The organism is Planococcus wigleyi (assembly GCF_014836985.1).
Lineage (GTDB): Bacteria > Bacillota > Bacilli > Bacillales_A > Planococcaceae > Planococcus > Planococcus notacanthi.
In genome coordinates this window covers 13,155-30,002 of sequence record NZ_JACSPU010000006.1, presented here as the reverse complement: position 1 = coordinate 30,002, position 16,848 = coordinate 13,155, and the positions used below count along the sequence as shown (strand labels likewise).

The following is a 16,848-nucleotide window of genomic DNA, read 5'->3' as shown; positions in this document are numbered from 1 at the left end:
AAAGCGCTCATGATTGAGCGCTTTTTTCATTGGCTTCAGTAAATCCATGTTTTTCAAGTTCACGGTAGACAGGCTTCAATTGGACATAGCCTTCCCCGACAACTTCCCCTTCAACCAATACCAATGGATAAAAGAATTCGTCATCCAATATGCGCTGGGCATAATCTTTCTGGTGGTCGAGATCAATGGGTTTCTCAATATCAATGTAGGTAATTGAAAATGGCTGATCCTTGTATTTTCTTGAGATGGCGGCTTCCAGCCATTCGTACGTATCGATTGAAGACGGTGCATTGACACAGCTGGCACAAATAACTTCGGTTCCGTAGACTTCGATGGATATTTCTTTCTGCATAATTTTGAACCTCCTATGAATTCATTAGTGGCTTTTTCTCTCTAATCACATTATAATGATTATAATGAAAGGAGTCGATATAAATGACTGAAGCTTTGATTGAAGATCAAGTAATGGAAGTCTTAGATAAATTACGTCCATTCCTTTTGCGTGACGGGGGAGACTGCGAACTTGTTGATGTAGAAGATGGTATCGTAAAACTTCGTCTGCTCGGTGCATGCGGCAGCTGCCCAAGTTCGACAATTACATTAAAAGCAGGGATTGAACGCGCGTTAGTGGAAGAAGTTCCTGGCATCGTAGAAGTAGAACAAGTATTTTAATGCCAAGGGACCTTAATGGGTCCCTTTTTCTGTATTATATAATCTCTCTAGGCAGTCTTTTTATCGATTTTCGATTTGTTCAAGCGTTTCAAGGCGGACAGCTTGAATAGTAATGGAAACAATTGCTATGATAACCCATATAGGAAGGTGATTTCATTGACAGAAGTAGTAGAAATTACAGAAGCGGCCTCATTTCAAGTAAAAGAAATGATGCGCCATAACGAAGAAGAAGGATCCTTTTTGCGTGTTGCAGTCAAAGGCGGCGGATGCAGCGGACTGACATACGGTATGGGGTTTGAAAAAACTCAGAGTGATGCTGATGATCTGTATGAGCAATTTGGAATCCCGATTTTGGTTGCAAAAGAAGATGCACCTATTCTCCAAGGTACGGTTGTTGATTACAAACAGTCCTTGATGGGTGGAGGATTTACAATTGAAAATCCGAATGCCATCGCTTCATGCGGCTGCGGAACTTCGTTCCGGACAGCCAAAAAAGCGGGGACACCGGAAAACTGTTGAAAGTCGGTCACAAACCGGCTTTTTTGTTGTGGAAAAACAGCGATAAATTACAGTCACCAGTTGAAATCATGCTGTAAAAGGTCTAGTATAGTGTATAGGTGTTTATCGGTATAACAGGAGTATGACTCTTAGTGAATATACGATGAAAAAATGACTTGAAGGTGGTTGCGATTGTGTTGAAAAGACCGTCAATATTAGTATTAGGAGCAGGTTACGGTGGATTGACTACTGTAGTGAACCTGCAAAAAGAGTTTGGCACAGATGCTGTAGATATTACTTTGATCAACAAAAACGAATACCATTATGAAAGCACATGGCTTCATGAGGCAGCTGCAGGAACATTGCTTCCAGAGCAGGTGCGTTACGATATCAAAGACGTGATCGATGGTGTGAAAGTGAAGTTCGTCCAAGCTACTGTCGAAGCTATTGATGTAGTTGGCAAAAAAGTTTCTACAGATAACGGCGAGTTTACATACGACTATATCGTTATTGCACTTGGTTTTGAAGGAGAAACTTTCGGAATCGAAGGCCTTGATAAATATGCACTTTCAATTGCTAACGTTAAAGCTGCACGTTATATCCGTGAGCACATTGAATTCCAATTCGCTACATGGTCTGCAGAACCGGTTAAAGATGACAGCCGCCTAACGATTATTGTAGGTGGAGCTGGATTCACTGGAATCGAATTCCTAGGGGAATTGGCTAACCGTGTACCTGAATTGTGCAAAGAATACGATGTCCCGCGTGAAAAAGTTCGTGTCGTCTGTGTAGAAGCTGCACCAATGGTATTGCCAGGTTTCGATCCGGAATTGGTCAATTATGCAGTAGGCCATTTAGAGTCCAAAGGAATTGAATTCTCAATTGGTACGCCGGTTGTAGAAGCAACTCCAGAAGGCGTTAAAATCAAAAAAGGCGACGATGAGTTTGAATTCATCAAAGCTGGTACTGTTGTATGGGCTGCAGGCGTTCGCGGAAACCGTTTGATTGAGGCGACTCCAATCGAAAATATGCGTGCTCGTGTGAAAGTTGACAAAGATTTGCGTGCTCCAGGATTCGACGATGTCTTCATCATCGGAGATTGCGCATTGATGATCAACGAAGAGACAAACCGTCCATATCCTCCAACTGCACAAATCGCTATGCAACAAGGTGAAAATGTTGCGAAAAACTTGAAAGCTTTGATCAGCGGTGATACTACTGTTGAATTCGTTCCAGATCTAAAAGGAACTGTTTGTTCGCTTGGTGAAGATGATGCTATCGGTGTTGTATTCGGCAAAAAAGTGACAGGCAAAAGAGCTTCATTTATGAAGAAAATGATTGATAACCGTGCGTTGTTCATGATCGGTGGACCAAAGCTGGTAATGAAAAAAGGTAAATTCAACGTTCTGTAAAGATTCGATCCAAGCTCCCTTCGCGGGGAGCTTTTTTTGTAGATTCGAAAATATTGACTACAGGCATTCAGTGCTTAATGGCTCATTCTGAATTTCAAGTAAAGGGGGAGATTGTTCGTGGCACGTTCAAAACGCGGCAATGTCTGGCTTGGGGCCGCAGGGCTGGTCGTGAATTCCAGTGGCCAATGGCTGGTCGTTAAAAAAAGGTACGGGGGACTTCATGGAAAATGGTCACTTCCGGCAGGATTTGTACAAGGCGATGAAACTATTGATCAAGCGGCAGTTAGGGAAGTGAAAGAAGAAACTGGCATCAATTGTAGACTGGTTGGAATGATCGGGTTTCGTTCAGGGGTCATTCGGGAAGAAATCAGCGACAATATGGCGATTTTTTTACTGGATGCTATCGATGAAGGACAGCCTATCCAAGCGCAATTGTCTGAGCTTTACGAAGCAGGTTGGCAATCGCCTGCTGATTTATCCAATGATGCAGAAGCATCTGTTATGCTTCATGAAATGGCTTCTTTCGTATTAGAAGAAGGATTGGGGTTAATTGAAAACGTAGATCCGGGCAAAGTATTCGGATATTCGGATTATAGGTTATTTTTCAGAAAATGAAAATTCATACACAAAAGAGACAAAAATAACGCGAGATGCGTTATTTTTTTTCTTTTTAGTTGCACTTTATTTGAATTCTATGCTATATTATCAGAATATTACAAACAAGAACAGAAGGAGGTGTTTCGAATGACGATCTTCAAAAAGACTAAAAACGTCAACCAATGCCCTTATTGTGCTGGACAAGGATATTTTCAATTGCGGCTGGGCGGTTCAGAAACTTGCTCCTGCTGTTCCGGTTCCGGTAAAAAATAACAAAAAGAAACGAGCGGATTACTTAACACCGTTCGTTTCTTTTTTTATGGAGAATTTCTGTATAAGGGTCTCCACGCTTTTGCCGGTGTCCCACTGCTACTTCGGTTGCCCCACTTTTCGGTGTCTAGGCTCCAGCAGCCAACACCTCGGAACACAAGCCACTCCAGCTGTGCAGCTGAAAAAATGCTGAACAGCCAGAGCGTCTTATGCCTGTCGAAGTTGAACGGCTGCCTCCGCTTTTCTATCATAAGTGACAAAGCGATGAACTCTGTTCTCCTAGATTGAAAGCCTCTGTTTTTTCGGGTAAACTGATGAAGGGAATAACGGAGGTTAGAATTCATGAACAGTTCATTTACGATTGTGCAATTGATTATATCTATGTTGCTTTTTTATGTAATGTTTTTTGGGATCGGGTTTTTGTTGAATATGTTGCTGCGCATGACTTGGCTGATGGCTATCGTTTATCCGATTGTCATTTTGCTGGTGGTGGATGACGTAGGCGTATTCGATTACTTTACGAATCCGGGTGAATCTTTTTCAATGCTTGGAGACACGATCACTTCCATGACTGGCAGTGATATTGCCGTATTATTAGCCGGTTGGGCTGGCGCCATCACAGCAGGATTTGTGATGAAGATCCTTCGTAAAATGGGATATCAAATGTTTTAAAAAAATCGCCTTTCCGGTTATCCGGATCGGCGATTTTTTAATGATTCTATTGGTTAGCGCAGTATGCCATAGAAAACGAATGAAATCGCTATACCTGTCAAAGCGCCCATGAAAACTTCACTTGGTTTGTGGCCTAGAAGAGTTTTCAGTTCTTCAATCTTTTCTTCTTCTTTTTTCTGCGGCCATTTTCTGGTTTCATCCATGAAAAGGTAGATATCCTGCCGCATTTTGTTGATTGTCAAAGCTTGCTGGCCTGCCTGAAACCGAACGCCGGTAGCATCGTACATGGTAATGACTGCGAACATCGTTGAAACAGCAAATATTGTGGAAGAGACGCCATGCTCGAAAGCCACTGCCGTCGTTAAAGATGTTACTGCAGCTGAATGGGAACTGGGCATTCCGCCGGTTGAAGAAAACAGCTTCCAATCAAGTTCACGCGTTACAGCGTACTGAATAGGGATTTTTATAAATTGAGCGAACAGAATTGCGAATAAGGCAATCATTAAAGGCAAGTTAGAAAAAATTTCCATGTGGGACCACAACCTTTCTGTCTGACTATGGTTTTATCGTACATCAGAAAAGTGGAATTTGCGAACGCTGATTATTCCTTCGTCACACGAACTACTCGAATTTCGAATTAAATGCTACACTTAAAGAGAACAGATAAAGGAGGAATTTTATGCAAATCAACTTACAGCAGCATTCACAGAATAGCGGTGCCGAAATCCTTATTGTCGGCTTAAGCCGACATCCGGAAAACAGCAGAGGATGGGATGAATTTGCAAAGCGTTTTGATGGCAAATTAGAAGGCTGGGTCAAAGATGATCTGTCATTCGATTTAAAATCGTTGATCACCTATCCGGCAATGTCTGGAGATGTTCCACGCGTCTTATTTATTGGGTTGAATGACCGCAAGAAATTGACGGAAGAAGACCTGCGTTCATGCTTTGGATTGGCAGGCAAAGAATTAGCCAAGAAAAAAGTTAAGCATGCAGCAGTCTACCTGGAATCGTTTGAGAATGACAAAGTCACATCAGAAGATGTTGCCTTTTTGGCTGCAGAAGCGATTACCATGGGAGGCTATAGTTTTGATGATTACAAGACGACTTCCAATGAAACACAAGTAAAATTGGAAGCTTTGACTTTCCTATCCAATGACGGTTCTGAGGATATTGAATCGGCTGCAATCATCGGTTCTGTTTTCGGCCAGTCTGTTAATGAAGCCCGGACCCTTGTCAATATGCCGGCGAACATCTTAACGGCAACAGCGATGGGAGAGTACGCACGGGAGCTTGGCGAAACCTACGGCTTTGAAACGGATATATTAGGCAAAGCCGAGCTTGAAGAATTGGGCATGGGTGCAATTCTTGCAGTTAACCAAGGATCGATTGAAGAGCCTCGCCTGATCGTTTTGAAATACAAAGCGACAGAAGGCTTTGAAAACCCATTGGCGCTTGTCGGCAAGGGGATCACCTTTGACACTGGCGGCTATTCGATCAAGCCGAAGGACGGCATTGTCGGCATGAAAGGCGATATGGGCGGTGCCGCTGCAGTGCTAGGAGCAATGCGGATCATTGGAGAGCTGCAGCCGAAGCAAAATGTCATAGCGGTTATTGCCTCAACTGATAACATGATTTCAGGAAATGCTTTCAAACCAGATGATGTCATTACATCCATGAGTGGTAAAACCATTGAAATCCTTAACACCGATGCTGAAGGGCGATTGGTGCTGGCAGATTCCGTGAGCTATGCGAAGCAACTTGGTGCCACTCGTATTGTCGATGTAGCGACGCTGACAGGCGGCGTTATTGTAGCGTTAGGAAAAGACAAAACAGGTGCTTTGACGAATGACGAAGCATTTTTCGAAACTTTCCTGGAGGCCTCTATGGAAAGTGGCGAGTTTGTCTGGCGTTTGCCTTTAACAGAAAGCGATAAGAAGCGCATCCGGAAAAGCAACGTGGCCGATTTGAATAATTCGCCTGGCCGCGATGGCCATATGATTTTCGGCGGGGGGTTTGTCGGTGAATTCGCCGGCGATACTCCTTGGATTCATTTGGATATTGCAGGTACCTCTGATGCAGACGGCCCACATGATTTGGGGCCAAAAGGCGGAACCGGTGCAATGGTCAGAACTTTAGCGATGCTAATTGAAAAGATGGCAGACGAAGACTGAAACACAACAGAAGCTTTAGAAAATAAAAGAAGAATCAAATAGAAAGCAGCCTGCAGAATTTTTTCTGCAGGCTGCTTTTCAATGTTCGATACTTTTGTTTTCGTCTATTTCTTTCTTTTCTTCTTTCAAAGCGTCTTTCATATCGTCACGGACCGTTTCTTCAGCCACTTTGATGCCGGACATATAGGAAGCGCGTCCAATCAAATGGCCGCCTACAGGAGCCGTGATAAAGAGGAAGACAATGGCGATGACCATCTGTGTATTGAAGATGCCTTCAATCATCCAAAAATGGATGAAGGTGGCCATCAATACGCAGAGAACGCCAAGCGTAGAGCTCTTGGAGGCGGCGTGTGTGCGTGTATAGACATCCGGCAAACGGATAAGCCCTAACGCTGTAACTACGCTGAAAAGGACTCCTGTGCTCATTAATACAATGATGAGGATATTAACGATGGTCGTTTCGATCGAAAATCTCTCCTCTCTCAAGGAATTTCGCGAAGGCAGTAGTTCCAATAAAGGACAGAATACTCAACAACAAGATGATTTCCAGGAAGAATTCCGTTTCATTTATCAAGGACAGCAAAGCAACAATTGACACCAGTGAAATTCCGATGGCATCCAGTGCCACTACACGGTCAGCGATTGTCGGACCTTTAACAAGCCGGTAAAGCAACCCTGTAAATCCTATGCTGACAATGATAAGTGAAATCCAGTAAAACATCATCATGGGCGGCTCACCTCCAGAATGGCACGTTCGAATGTATCCTTGATTGAATTGACAGCATCATCGATGTCTTCAAAATCGAGTGCGTGGATAAAGAGCCTTTTCTGATCGTTTGAAATACCGACAACCAGTGTTCCAGGCGTCAATGTGATTAAAGCAGACAAAAGGGTGATTTCCCAATCCTCTTTCAACTCAGTTTCCAGTTCGAAAATAGCTGGTTTTAAGTTCATATTGGGTTTAAGGACAATCCGCAGTACCTGGATGCTCGACATGAGCAGTTCTTTAAGAAACAACAGGATCAGAAAGATGACGGCCCACACCCGGGAAGTATACAGCCGGTAGGAAAAGAACCGGCGCATTAAAATGATGATGCCGAGGCCCACAAGGAAGCCGATGGCGAATCCTGCAGGGCTAAAGGAAACGGTCATGAACATCCAGACAAAGGCCAGGAAGAAATTCAATAAGATTTGTAAAGCCATATGTCACCTACTCCTTTAATACCGCATCTATATAGATGGATGGATTCAGCAGCACTTCACCCGCGCCTGAAATGAACGGCATGAAGAGTTCCGCACCGACCCCAAATACCACTGTAATGGCAACGAGGATGACCGTCGGGATAAACATTTGATTAAAAACGGATTTCTTTAGAGGAACGGTTTCAACCGGTTCGCCCCAGAATGCATAGATGAAAATGCGTACAGCACTCAATAGCACAATCAGGCTAGTTGCCAGGATGACAATGCTGCCCCAGAATTGCGGACCTTCAAAGCCGCCTTGGACAATCAGCAGCTTGCCTGGAAATCCGCTAAGCGGAGGTATGCCGGCAAGGCCGAATGCTGCAACCAGATAGGTCCAGCCGAGAAACGGGTAGGTTTTGATCAATCCACCCATTTTCCGGAGGTCGGTCGTACCGAACAAGACCGCTACAATGCCGACTAAGAAGAACAAGGCTGCTTTGATCAGCATATCATGTAGCAGATAAAAGATGGAGCCATCAACTCCAGGCTGGTTTAATTGCGCAATCCCGAATAGAATCACACCGACAGCAATGATGATGTTATAGATGATGATCTTTTTAACGTCAAAATAGGCAAGGGCACCGACACATCCGGCTAGGATGGTCAATATTGCAATGATTCCAAGCAATTCATGGGTAAAGGTGATATTCATGGTAAAGAACAGCGTGTATGTACGCATGATTGCATAGACGCCGACTTTTGTCAGCAAAGCGCCAAACAGAGCCAATATTGGAACAGGAGGCGAGTAATACGACCCCGGTAGCCAGAAGTACAGTGGGAAGATTGCGGCTTTAAAACCGAAGACTACTAGGAACATGACAGCTATGACAGTCAGGATCCCGGTTTCTTCAATTTGTGGAATCTTCACTGCCAAATCCGCCATGTTCAACGTTCCGGTAACAGAATAGAGGAAAGCGACAGCTGCTACAAATAAAGCGGATGAAATGATGTTCACCAACAGATATTTGATGGATTCGCGCAGTTGCGGTTTTTCTCCACCATGGACGATTAAGGTATAAGAAGCCATTAGCAGCACTTCGACAAATACGAACAAGTTGAAAATATCGCCTGTCGTAAAGGCGCCATTGACACCGACCATCAAAAATAGGACAGCCGGATAATAAAAGGACTGCTCACGTTTCACACCAATTGTCGGAAAACTGTAAAACACAACAAATAAGGTGATGATCGAAGTTGTGACCACCAGTAAAGCGGACAATGGATCCGATACCATGGATATGCCGAACGGTGCCGGCCAGCTGCCAAGTGTCACAGCTTGGACACCCTCTGCATTTACTTTAGCCAATAGCACCAAAGCAGCAATCAACGTTGCGGCAGCGCCGGTTGCAGCAAGAAATCGCTGAAGTTTCAGGCGCTTCGGGAAAATCATCAGGACAGTAGCAAAAAACAAAGGAATGATGATTGGAAATAGCAGTAAATTACTCATGGTCTTCAGTTCCTCTCAGCAAATCCATATTGTCGGTACCGAGCTCCTGATAAGACCGGTAAGCAAGCACTAGGAAAAATGAAGTAACAGCAAATGAAATGACAATTGCTGTCAAAATCAATGCCTGTGGAAGCGGATCAGCGTAATCGCTGACACTGACTCCGTCTGCCACGACAGGAGGGGAGATTCCTCCAAGGCCACCCATCGTCAATAACAGCAAATGGGCGCCATGGCTCAATAGCCCAGTCCCGATGATGATGCGTATCAAGCTTTTTGAAAGCATTAAGTAAACAGCTGCCATAAAGAGAAATCCGATGACAACCGACATTATTATCTCCATTATTCATCCTCTCCAATCGTTTGAATAATGGTCATCGTTACACCGACAACAACCAGGTAAACACCTGCATCGAACAGCATCGCTGAATGCAGAGAAGTTTTACCGAAAAGCGGTAAATCAAAATAATCATAAGCGTGTGTAAAAAATGGAACATCAAAGATGATGGAGGCGGCAGCAGTGGCAAGTGCCAACAGCAAGCCGATCGCTGTCATCGTCACATAATTGAGCGGCAGTATTTTTTTAACGGTTTCAATATCAAACGCAAGCATCAGCAGCACGATTGCACTAGTAGTCAACAAGCCGCCGACAAAGCCGCCGCCCGGTGTGTAATGTCCAGCAAAAAATATATGGACGGCAAACATCAGGATGATGAAAGTCACTACTTTTGTAGCCGTTTGAAGCATGACATCATTTGTTCTCATGCTGACCCTCCTTTTTGGTCATACGCAGTTTAATCATGGTAATGATGCCAATACCGGCAATGCCCAGCACTGCAATCTCAAACAATGTATCAAACCCGCGATAATCAACTAAAATAACGTTGACGATGTTTCCGCCGCCTGCTTCGGAGTAAACCGTTTCCTTGTAGAACTCAGAAATCGAAGGCAAGAACTTCTGGGAGTGAGCGGACAGCGCGACCAATGTCATAGTGACCCCAACACCCAATGCAATCAATGCGTTACCAAGGCGGAAACGCATGCGCTCTTCTTTGCGGCTGATCTGCGGCAAGTGATAGAAAGCCAGCAGGAACAGGGCAACGGAAATGGTCTCGATCACCAGTTGTGTCAACGCCAAATCCGGCGCACGGAAAATGACGAAAAACAGCGCAACTGAATAGCCGACTGCACCGAGAGCGATAATCGCCGTCAACCTTGATTTTGAAAACAAAATCGTTAATGTCGAGCCGACCAAAGCCAGCAGAATAACGATTTCATAAAAACCGATTGGTGCCAGGTTAGTCACATCAAAAGCGAAAGATTCAGTCAAGAACAGCGTTCCAAGAACAATGATGACAACAAAGCTGAACATATACACCAAATAAGAGCGGATAAATCCGGTCATGTAAAGCTTGGAAAAACGGTTCGCTCCGGTATCGCTCATAAACATCAGGTTGTCATATAACGCATTCAATGAAACAGAATCAGGGAAGCGGTCGTAGCTCTTTTGCCACTTGTGCAGCGTCCAGAACATCAGGCCGCCGACAGCAAAAATGCCGAGTGTCATAAAGAGCTCAGTATTGAAACCATGCCAAGCTGATACATGGACATCCACTTCTGACGGTGAGTTATACAAGAATGGCTGGATAGCCATTACAGCTGGTTTCACAAGCCAGTCGCCAACGCGATTCGGAATAAAGAAAATCACGATAACAAGTAAAGCAAGGAATATAGGTGAAATCAGCATACCGATCGGCGCTTCGTGCGCTGGTTTCGGCAATTCCTCCGGCTTGTGCTTGCCTGCAAAAGTATGAAACACAAAATAGAAACTGTAGATGAATGTGAAAACAGAACCAAGCCATGCCACAATCGGGAACAAAACGCCCCAAACGTCCATGGAGAATAAATCGAATTCAGTTAAAGACAGCATGGCTGTCAGGAACATTTCCTTGCTCAGGAAACCGCCAAATGGAGGCAGTCCTGCCATAGAAAAGGCGCCGATCATGGCGACGGTGAAACTGATCGGCATTAAGCCCATGAGGCCGCCGAGTTTTCGGATATCCCGTGTACCGGTCTCATGATCAACGATACCGGCAATCATGAACAGGCTGCCTTTAAAGACCGCATGGTTGATCAAATGGAAAATAGCTGCGAACCCTGCATACTTGAATGTGGTTTCCGCTATATTGTCGATATGATAGCCGGCAGCAGAAGCTCCCAGTAACGACATGATCAAGCCCAGCTGGGAAACGGTCGAGAAAGCCAGAATCCCTTTCAGGTCTTTTTGTTTCAAGGCGAAGAAAGAACCCCAGAACATAGTAAACAAGCCGACTCCGGCGACCAGCCACATCCAGGTGCCGGATAGTGCGAAAATAGGAGTCAGGCGAGCCACCAGGTAAAGGCCCGCTTTAACCATCGTCGCTGAGTGCAAGTATGCACTGACTGGAGTAGGCGCTTCCATTGCATCCGGAAGCCAGATATAGAACGGAAACTGTGCAGACTTCGTGAATGCACCGAACAGCACCAAAACGAGTGCCCAGATGAAGAAGTCATGTGTTGCCAACTCAGCTGCCTGCGGAATTAATTCGCGGATGGAATATGTATCGCCCATAATGCTCAATAGCACAAATCCCCCGAGCATCATCAATCCGCCAAAAACAGTAATCATCATTGATTTCAATGCGCCAAATCTCGACCGGTCGCGAGTATACCAGTAACCGATCAAAAGGAAAGATGAAATCGATGTCAATTCCCAGAACAAGTAAAGGGTGATTAAATGGTCACTTTGGACAATGCCGAGCATTGCCGTCATGAACATCAATAAATAAACGTAGAAGTTATGTAATTGTTCACGGTGTTTGTCCAAATAAAATATGGAATACAACACCACTAGCGCCCCAATGCCGGTAATCAGCAAAGTGAACAGTAGGCTTAACCCATCGATATATGCAACGAATGCGATATCAAGCGAAGGGATCCATTGGAATTCAGAAACTAAATTGCCGCCGTCGATGGTAGTAGGAAGCAATGAGAGATAGTAAATGAATAGCGCGACAGGGACAACCAGTACAAACCAGCCAGTATGGATTTTTCCGACTTTCTTAAATAGCAGCGGAATAAACAAAGCTGCAAGCAATGGTAAAAAGATTAAAAATACAAATGACAAATGAATCCTCCTTCCAGCATAAAGAGAAACTTCAATCAGCGGGTGCTTCATCCCTCAAGAATTGTTTGTTGATCCAATTGGGCTTCTGTGGACAGCATATCTCCTGGCATAAAAGTGGGAGCATGGCTTTCCGTTAAAGCGGGATAAACGTGAAGAGTTTCTAATTAGAAATTATAACGCAAATCAGGTGGATTTGCACCGTTCATCAATTAGCACAGCTGAATTCCTATGGCTTTCTCTGAGCTTTTGTAATAGGAAGAAACCTGATTATGTTAATTTTGTGAATTTGAAAAAAGAGCAGCAAAAAGCCGGTTTTCCGATGAAAACCAGCTGAGCTTACATATTCTTTAATTCCTGTTCCAACAATACGTCTTCAAAATCCTGTTCAGGTTTTGCTAACGTATAGCGCAGGAAGCCGAAAGCAAGGACGAACAGCACACCTGTTACGATAAAGACGGAAGAGATGCCGATAAAGCCGCTGACGATACCCCCGAACATGGGACCGATGATATTGCCGAGGAAACGGAAACTGGTATTATAGCCCATGATTTCGCCCTGGATTTCAATCGGTGCTTCCCGGCGCATCAAAGCGGTGGTCGTTGGAATCATTCCGCCGACTGCAATGCCGAATAGCAGGCGCAAAATGATCAATTGCCAAAGCTCGGTGACGAATGCCTGTGGAATGATAAAAATAAATGCCAACAACAGCAGAAATCCGAGAACTTTCTCATAGCCGATGGAATCACCCAAACGGCCCCAGCGCCGCGCAAATAGCAAGTTGCCGACACCCGTTGCACTGAACGTGATCCCTGCAAGAAACGCCACTTGCCCACTGCCTTCTGTCAGATGCGCAACGTAGAGAGACAATAGCGGTTGGATGCTGAAATTCCCGATTTGAATCAACGCGGTAATGATCATGACATTTAAAATCAGGCGATGGCTTAAAATACCGTTGACAATGGTCTTCGGTGCATAGACATGGGCGCCTTTTTGTTTGACGCGTCTGATTTCATGGAGACCAAAAACCACAAACAAAGCGGCAATGGCAATTACACTTGCTGTAATGAGGAACGTATACTGGAAGCCGAATGCATCTGCCATCAAGCCACCGAGGACAGGGCCGAACAGCGTACCGGAAACACTGCCCATTTGCAATGTTCCGAGTGTTTTCCCAGCCGTTTCTTTAGAAGTCTGCGAACTGACAAATGCCAGGGAAGTAGGGATGAACCCGGTCACCACACCCATGAACAGACGGATTAAAAACAGTTCGGTAACGGAGTCGGCGGTGCCCATCATGAAAATGCTGATGGCAATCCCAAAGCCGTTGATGATTAATATCGGCTTAAAGCCGTATTTGTCAGCAATGCGCCCCCAGATTGGAGACATGATCAAGGCGGCGACAAACGTAACGCCGAATACCAGGCCCGACCAGCGCTGGACGTATTCGTCCGTGAAATTGCCGAGCGATTCGATGTAAAGAGATAAGAATGGCATAATCATCGTGGTGCTGCCGGCAACCAGGAAATTGGTGAACATGATAATAAAGAAATTCTTTTTTTGAGTATCCATATGGACCCCTTCTTTCTGAACGGAGCATCTGTTCCTATTATATGATATTTCGCTTCACGAAGAAAGTGTTGAAACTTACCAATGAATTCAAAAAACTTCTATGCTAAAATAGAGCGGGGTGAAAACGATGAAAAAAACAATGATAACGCCAATTTTATTAGCATTATTTCTTGGCGCATGCTCAGAAGAAGCGGCTCCGAAGACTGAGGAACCAACAGAAGCGACAGAAACCGCAGCTGTTGAAGTGGACGGTTATCCGCAGTTGTCCACTGAAGTGGCAGACAACGAAGCACTAGTCGAACTGACGACTTCCATGGGAACCATGCAAATTAAGCTATTCCCGGAAATTGCACCAAAAACCGTGGAGAACTTTTTAACACATGCAGAAGAAGGCTATTATGACGGGTTGACTTTCCACCGGGTCATTGAAGACTTCATGCTCCAGACCGGAGATCCGACCGGTACAGGGGGCGGTGGCGAAAGCATTTACGGTGCTCCATTTGAAGATGAATTTCATGACCACCTTTTCAACATCCGTGGTGCATTGTCGATGGCCAATGCCGGACCTGGGACTAATGGGAGCCAGTTCTTCATTGTTCAGGCTCCTCCGGTAGCGGAAGGGGATTTGGCTGGCGATTATCCGGAAGAAATTCGCAAAGCTTACCTGGAACAAGGAGGCACACCTTGGCTTGACGGCAAACACAGCGTATTCGGCCAGGTGATCGAAGGCATGGACGTGGTCGACGCCATTGCTGCGGTTGAAACAGAGCAGGAAAAACCTGTCGAAGACGTAACCATCGAATCTATAGAAATTTTAAAACAGTAGTTCACTGCAGAAAATCCTTGTAACGGGATTTTCTGCTTTTCTTTTTTTGAGTATGTGCTATTATAGCCCTTAACGCTAGAGAAATGTTAGGTGAAAAACTAATGGAAATAAGGGAAATGAACAGAAAAGCTGTTTTGGTCCTGGAAGAATGGGATCCTTTCACCATCGGTTCTGAAGGTTATGAAACGCAAATTGCAGACGTTATTACGCAATTGGGAGTTTTAGACCATCCATCAGATCTTGCAAAAGAAATACAAAGTATTTACAAAACGTCTTTTGAAAAGTGGATTCCACTGGAGCGCTGTGTGGACATTTCCTACAAATTGATTGCCCTTAAGTATGAGGCGAAGCACATTATTTAACAAAAAAAAGAGCTTTCGACGAATTTTCGTCGAAAGCTCTTTTTTGTTGATGGTTTATCCCGCTTTAACGGGCAGTAAGACTCCCGCTTCTGCAAGCGGGAGATCAACTGACCGTAAAAGTCCGATTGGATCGGGCCGACAGGATGTCGGTTACATAGGCGTTGCCGCAGGACGCGGCGCGTTTAGCCTATGTTCTGCTTTTTATCAGTGGGGGATGAAGAAAACCCCCACTGATTGAAGTTTCTCTTTATTTTGCTCCTAATCCGTCTACTAAGTTCGAAGCAGGAACTTCCAACGCATTTGAAAGGATCAAAATGGTTTGGTTTGATGGGACTTCTGCGCCGCTTTCGTAGGCTTGTAGCTTAGCGACACCGATTCTTGTTTTTAGGGACAATTCATCTAATGAAAGGTTACGCTCTTCACGAAGCGCTTTTAATTGGGCGTGTAAATCGTTTTTCATATTTATCCACTCCTTCTATATGGAACTTTCTTCTATTTATATAGTATCATGCACAGAATTTTTTCGATAGAACAAGTTGTGGCTTTTTTTGAACAGTTTCCACTCATTGGAAAATAGCGATGATTCCTTGGATGAAGACAACAATGATGGCAATCGGTGCGACATAACGCACCAGTACCCGCCATACATCAACCCAGACTTTCTGTTGGGAAAGCTCGTTGTGGGCGTCTTGCTTTGTCAAAACATAGCCTGCAAACAAGGATGTAAATAAAGCCCCAAGCGGCAAGCCGACTCTGCTGGTCAAAGTATCAATGAAATCAAAGAACGTAAAGCCGAAGAATATTTCCTGCGGCATAACACCGAAAGACAAGGCACTCGGAATACCGACGATGAAAATCATTAAGCCAAAAATCAACGCGACTCGGCGGCGGCGGTCATATTTGTTTTTGACACCGATCGATACCGTGATTTCAAGCATAGAAATAGACGAAGTCAACGTAGCGAACAACAACAAGATAAAGAAGATAATCATCAGGAACTCACCCATGAACAATTGGTCGAATATCGCTGGCAAAATGATGAACACTAACCCCGGACCCTGATCTGGCGTATAGCCTAAAGCGAAGACGGCCGGGAAGATGATCAGCCCAGCCATGATGGAAATCACGATGTTCAACGAGACGACGCTGACAGAAGAGCGTGTGAGATTTTCCGACTTGGACAGGTACGACGCATAAGTGATCATTCCTGCAACACCGACACTCAAAGAGAAGAACGCTTGTCCAAGTGCAACCAATGCGGTCTCGAAATTAAAGAAAGACCAGTCCGGAATAAACATGAAGCGTACGCCTTCCATGGCGCCGTCCAACGTCAGTGACCGGATCATCAGAATCAGGAAGAAAATCAACAAAGCCGGCATCATGATTTTGCTGGCACGTTCGATTCCGCCTTTAATCCCTCCTTGGACAATCCAGATGGTCAAGCCCAGGAAAGCGGCTTGGGCAAGTAGGACTTCCCATGGATTAGTGATGATGCCATTAAACAAGTTGGCAAATTCGGCATCTCCTAAATCCGAGAGCTGGAACAGAATGGAGCGTCCCAAATAAGATAGGACCCATCCTCCCACAACACTGTAAAACGACAATATAAGAAACGAAAAGATAAATCCAGACCATCCGATCAAATACCATGGTTTACCGGGAGCTTGTTTTTTCAATCCGCTGACAGCATCCGCCTGGCCTCGACGGCCGATAACGAATTCTGCAAGAAGAATCGGCAATCCGATTGCCACGGTGCTGATAATGAACAGCAGAATAAAGACACTGCCTCCGTTTGCACCGGTTTCGTATGGGAATTTCCAAATGGCTCCTAAGCCGATGGCACTGCCTGCAGCTGCAAGAACAAAGCCTAGCTTAGAACTCCATTGATCACGTTTTTTCATCATGTCACTCCTATCTCATATAGATTCACTCATTTTACACG

The 16,848-nt window shown here is 44.8% G+C and carries 21 protein-coding genes; 9 read left to right on the top strand and 12 right to left on the bottom strand.

Features of this window, described 5'->3' with window-relative positions; genetic code table 11:
* Positions 1–7 precede the first annotated feature (7 nt).
* Positions 8–352 carry a YuzD family protein gene (locus H9630_RS15930; RefSeq protein WP_191716501.1) on the bottom strand — a complete coding sequence of 115 codons (345 nt, stop codon included), beginning with the start codon at positions 350–352 and terminating at the stop codon, positions 8–10.
* Positions 353–435: 83 nt separating this feature from the next.
* Between H9630_RS15930 and H9630_RS15925 the strand changes: the two genes are divergently transcribed.
* The 6 genes from H9630_RS15925 to H9630_RS15900 all read left to right on the top strand — a co-directional run bounded on the left by H9630_RS15925 (position 436) and on the right by H9630_RS15900 (position 4,121).
* A complete protein-coding gene (locus H9630_RS15925; protein ID WP_142828952.1) occupies positions 436–672 on the top strand; it encodes a NifU family protein in 237 nt (78 codons plus the stop codon).
* Positions 673–828: 156 nt separating this feature from the next.
* Positions 829–1,191 carry a HesB/IscA family protein gene (locus H9630_RS15920; RefSeq protein WP_191716500.1) on the top strand — a complete coding sequence of 121 codons (363 nt, stop codon included), beginning with the start codon at positions 829–831 and terminating at the stop codon, positions 1,189–1,191.
* Between the two features lie 176 nt (positions 1,192–1,367).
* Positions 1,368–2,582: an NAD(P)/FAD-dependent oxidoreductase gene (locus tag H9630_RS15915; protein ID WP_191716648.1), complete on the top strand. Its 1,215-nt coding sequence runs from the start codon at positions 1,368–1,370 to the stop codon at positions 2,580–2,582.
* 117 nt (positions 2,583–2,699) lie between these two features.
* Entirely contained in the window at positions 2,700–3,197 is a 498-nt protein-coding gene (locus H9630_RS15910) for an NUDIX domain-containing protein (RefSeq protein ID WP_191716499.1), read from the top strand.
* 129 nt (positions 3,198–3,326) lie between these two features.
* Entirely contained in the window at positions 3,327–3,452 is a 126-nt protein-coding gene (locus H9630_RS15905; RefSeq protein WP_191716498.1) for a YuiA family protein, read from the top strand.
* A gap of 339 nt (positions 3,453–3,791) precedes the next feature.
* The gene (locus H9630_RS15900; RefSeq protein ID WP_191716497.1) at positions 3,792–4,121 is read left to right on the top strand and encodes a YuiB family protein; all 330 of its coding nucleotides are present in this window, start codon (positions 3,792–3,794) and stop codon (positions 4,119–4,121) included.
* A 53-nt stretch (positions 4,122–4,174) separates the two neighbouring features.
* On the opposite strand, the gene H9630_RS15895 is transcribed toward H9630_RS15900, so the two are convergent.
* The gene (locus H9630_RS15895) at positions 4,175–4,651 is read right to left on the bottom strand and encodes a divergent PAP2 family protein (protein ID WP_191716496.1); all 477 of its coding nucleotides are present in this window, start codon (positions 4,649–4,651) and stop codon (positions 4,175–4,177) included.
* A 149-nt stretch (positions 4,652–4,800) separates the two neighbouring features.
* Between H9630_RS15895 and H9630_RS15890 the strand changes: the two genes are divergently transcribed.
* Entirely contained in the window at positions 4,801–6,294 is a 1,494-nt protein-coding gene (locus tag H9630_RS15890) for a leucyl aminopeptidase (protein ID WP_191716495.1), read from the top strand.
* Between the two features lie 78 nt (positions 6,295–6,372).
* On the opposite strand, the gene mnhG is transcribed toward H9630_RS15890, so the two are convergent.
* The 8 genes from mnhG to H9630_RS15850 all read right to left on the bottom strand — a co-directional run bounded on the left by mnhG (position 6,373) and on the right by H9630_RS15850 (position 13,718).
* Complete coding sequence (gene mnhG, locus H9630_RS15885) at positions 6,373–6,780, bottom strand: monovalent cation/H(+) antiporter subunit G (RefSeq protein ID WP_225218616.1); 408 nt, start codon at positions 6,778–6,780, stop codon at positions 6,373–6,375.
* Positions 6,740–7,021, bottom strand: a complete 282-nt coding sequence (locus H9630_RS15880) for a Na(+)/H(+) antiporter subunit F1 (protein ID WP_191716494.1) — start codon at positions 7,019–7,021, stop codon at positions 6,740–6,742. Before H9630_RS15880 ends, mnhG begins: the two co-directional genes overlap by 41 nt.
* Complete coding sequence (locus H9630_RS15875) at positions 7,018–7,497, bottom strand: Na+/H+ antiporter subunit E (protein ID WP_191716493.1); 480 nt, start codon at positions 7,495–7,497, stop codon at positions 7,018–7,020. Before H9630_RS15875 ends, H9630_RS15880 begins: the two co-directional genes overlap by 4 nt.
* A gap of 7 nt (positions 7,498–7,504) precedes the next feature.
* A complete protein-coding gene (locus tag H9630_RS15870; RefSeq protein WP_191716492.1) occupies positions 7,505–8,986 on the bottom strand; it encodes a Na+/H+ antiporter subunit D in 1,482 nt (493 codons plus the stop codon).
* Positions 8,979–9,326 carry a Na(+)/H(+) antiporter subunit C gene (locus H9630_RS15865; RefSeq protein ID WP_191716491.1) on the bottom strand — a complete coding sequence of 116 codons (348 nt, stop codon included), beginning with the start codon at positions 9,324–9,326 and terminating at the stop codon, positions 8,979–8,981. The genes H9630_RS15870 and H9630_RS15865 overlap by 8 nt, the downstream gene beginning before the upstream one ends.
* A complete protein-coding gene (locus H9630_RS15860) occupies positions 9,326–9,748 on the bottom strand; it encodes a Na(+)/H(+) antiporter subunit B (RefSeq protein ID WP_191716490.1) in 423 nt (140 codons plus the stop codon). The genes H9630_RS15865 and H9630_RS15860 overlap by 1 nt, the downstream gene beginning before the upstream one ends.
* On the bottom strand, positions 9,735–12,149 hold the full coding sequence (locus H9630_RS15855; RefSeq protein ID WP_191716489.1) for a Na+/H+ antiporter subunit A: 2,415 nt from the start codon (positions 12,147–12,149) through the stop codon (positions 9,735–9,737). The genes H9630_RS15860 and H9630_RS15855 overlap by 14 nt, the downstream gene beginning before the upstream one ends.
* A gap of 336 nt (positions 12,150–12,485) precedes the next feature.
* Positions 12,486–13,718 (bottom strand): MFS transporter, encoded by a 1,233-nt coding sequence (locus H9630_RS15850; RefSeq protein ID WP_191716488.1) that lies wholly within the window; start codon positions 13,716–13,718, stop codon positions 12,486–12,488.
* 127 nt (positions 13,719–13,845) lie between these two features.
* Between H9630_RS15850 and H9630_RS15845 the strand changes: the two genes are divergently transcribed.
* Both H9630_RS15845 and H9630_RS15840 read left to right on the top strand, forming a co-directional pair.
* The gene (locus H9630_RS15845; protein WP_191716487.1) at positions 13,846–14,544 is read left to right on the top strand and encodes a peptidylprolyl isomerase; all 699 of its coding nucleotides are present in this window, start codon (positions 13,846–13,848) and stop codon (positions 14,542–14,544) included.
* Positions 14,545–14,645: 101 nt separating this feature from the next.
* Positions 14,646–14,906 (top strand): DUF1871 family protein, encoded by a 261-nt coding sequence (locus tag H9630_RS15840; protein ID WP_191716486.1) that lies wholly within the window; start codon positions 14,646–14,648, stop codon positions 14,904–14,906.
* Between the two features lie 247 nt (positions 14,907–15,153).
* On the opposite strand, the gene H9630_RS15835 is transcribed toward H9630_RS15840, so the two are convergent.
* Positions 15,154–15,366, bottom strand: coding sequence for a helix-turn-helix domain-containing protein (locus H9630_RS15835; protein ID WP_191716485.1), 213 nt, complete (start codon positions 15,364–15,366; stop codon positions 15,154–15,156).
* Positions 15,367–15,469: 103 nt separating this feature from the next.
* Positions 15,470–16,807: a sodium-dependent transporter gene (locus H9630_RS15830; protein WP_191716646.1), complete on the bottom strand. Its 1,338-nt coding sequence runs from the start codon at positions 16,805–16,807 to the stop codon at positions 15,470–15,472.
* Between the last annotated feature and the right edge of the window lie 41 nt (positions 16,808–16,848).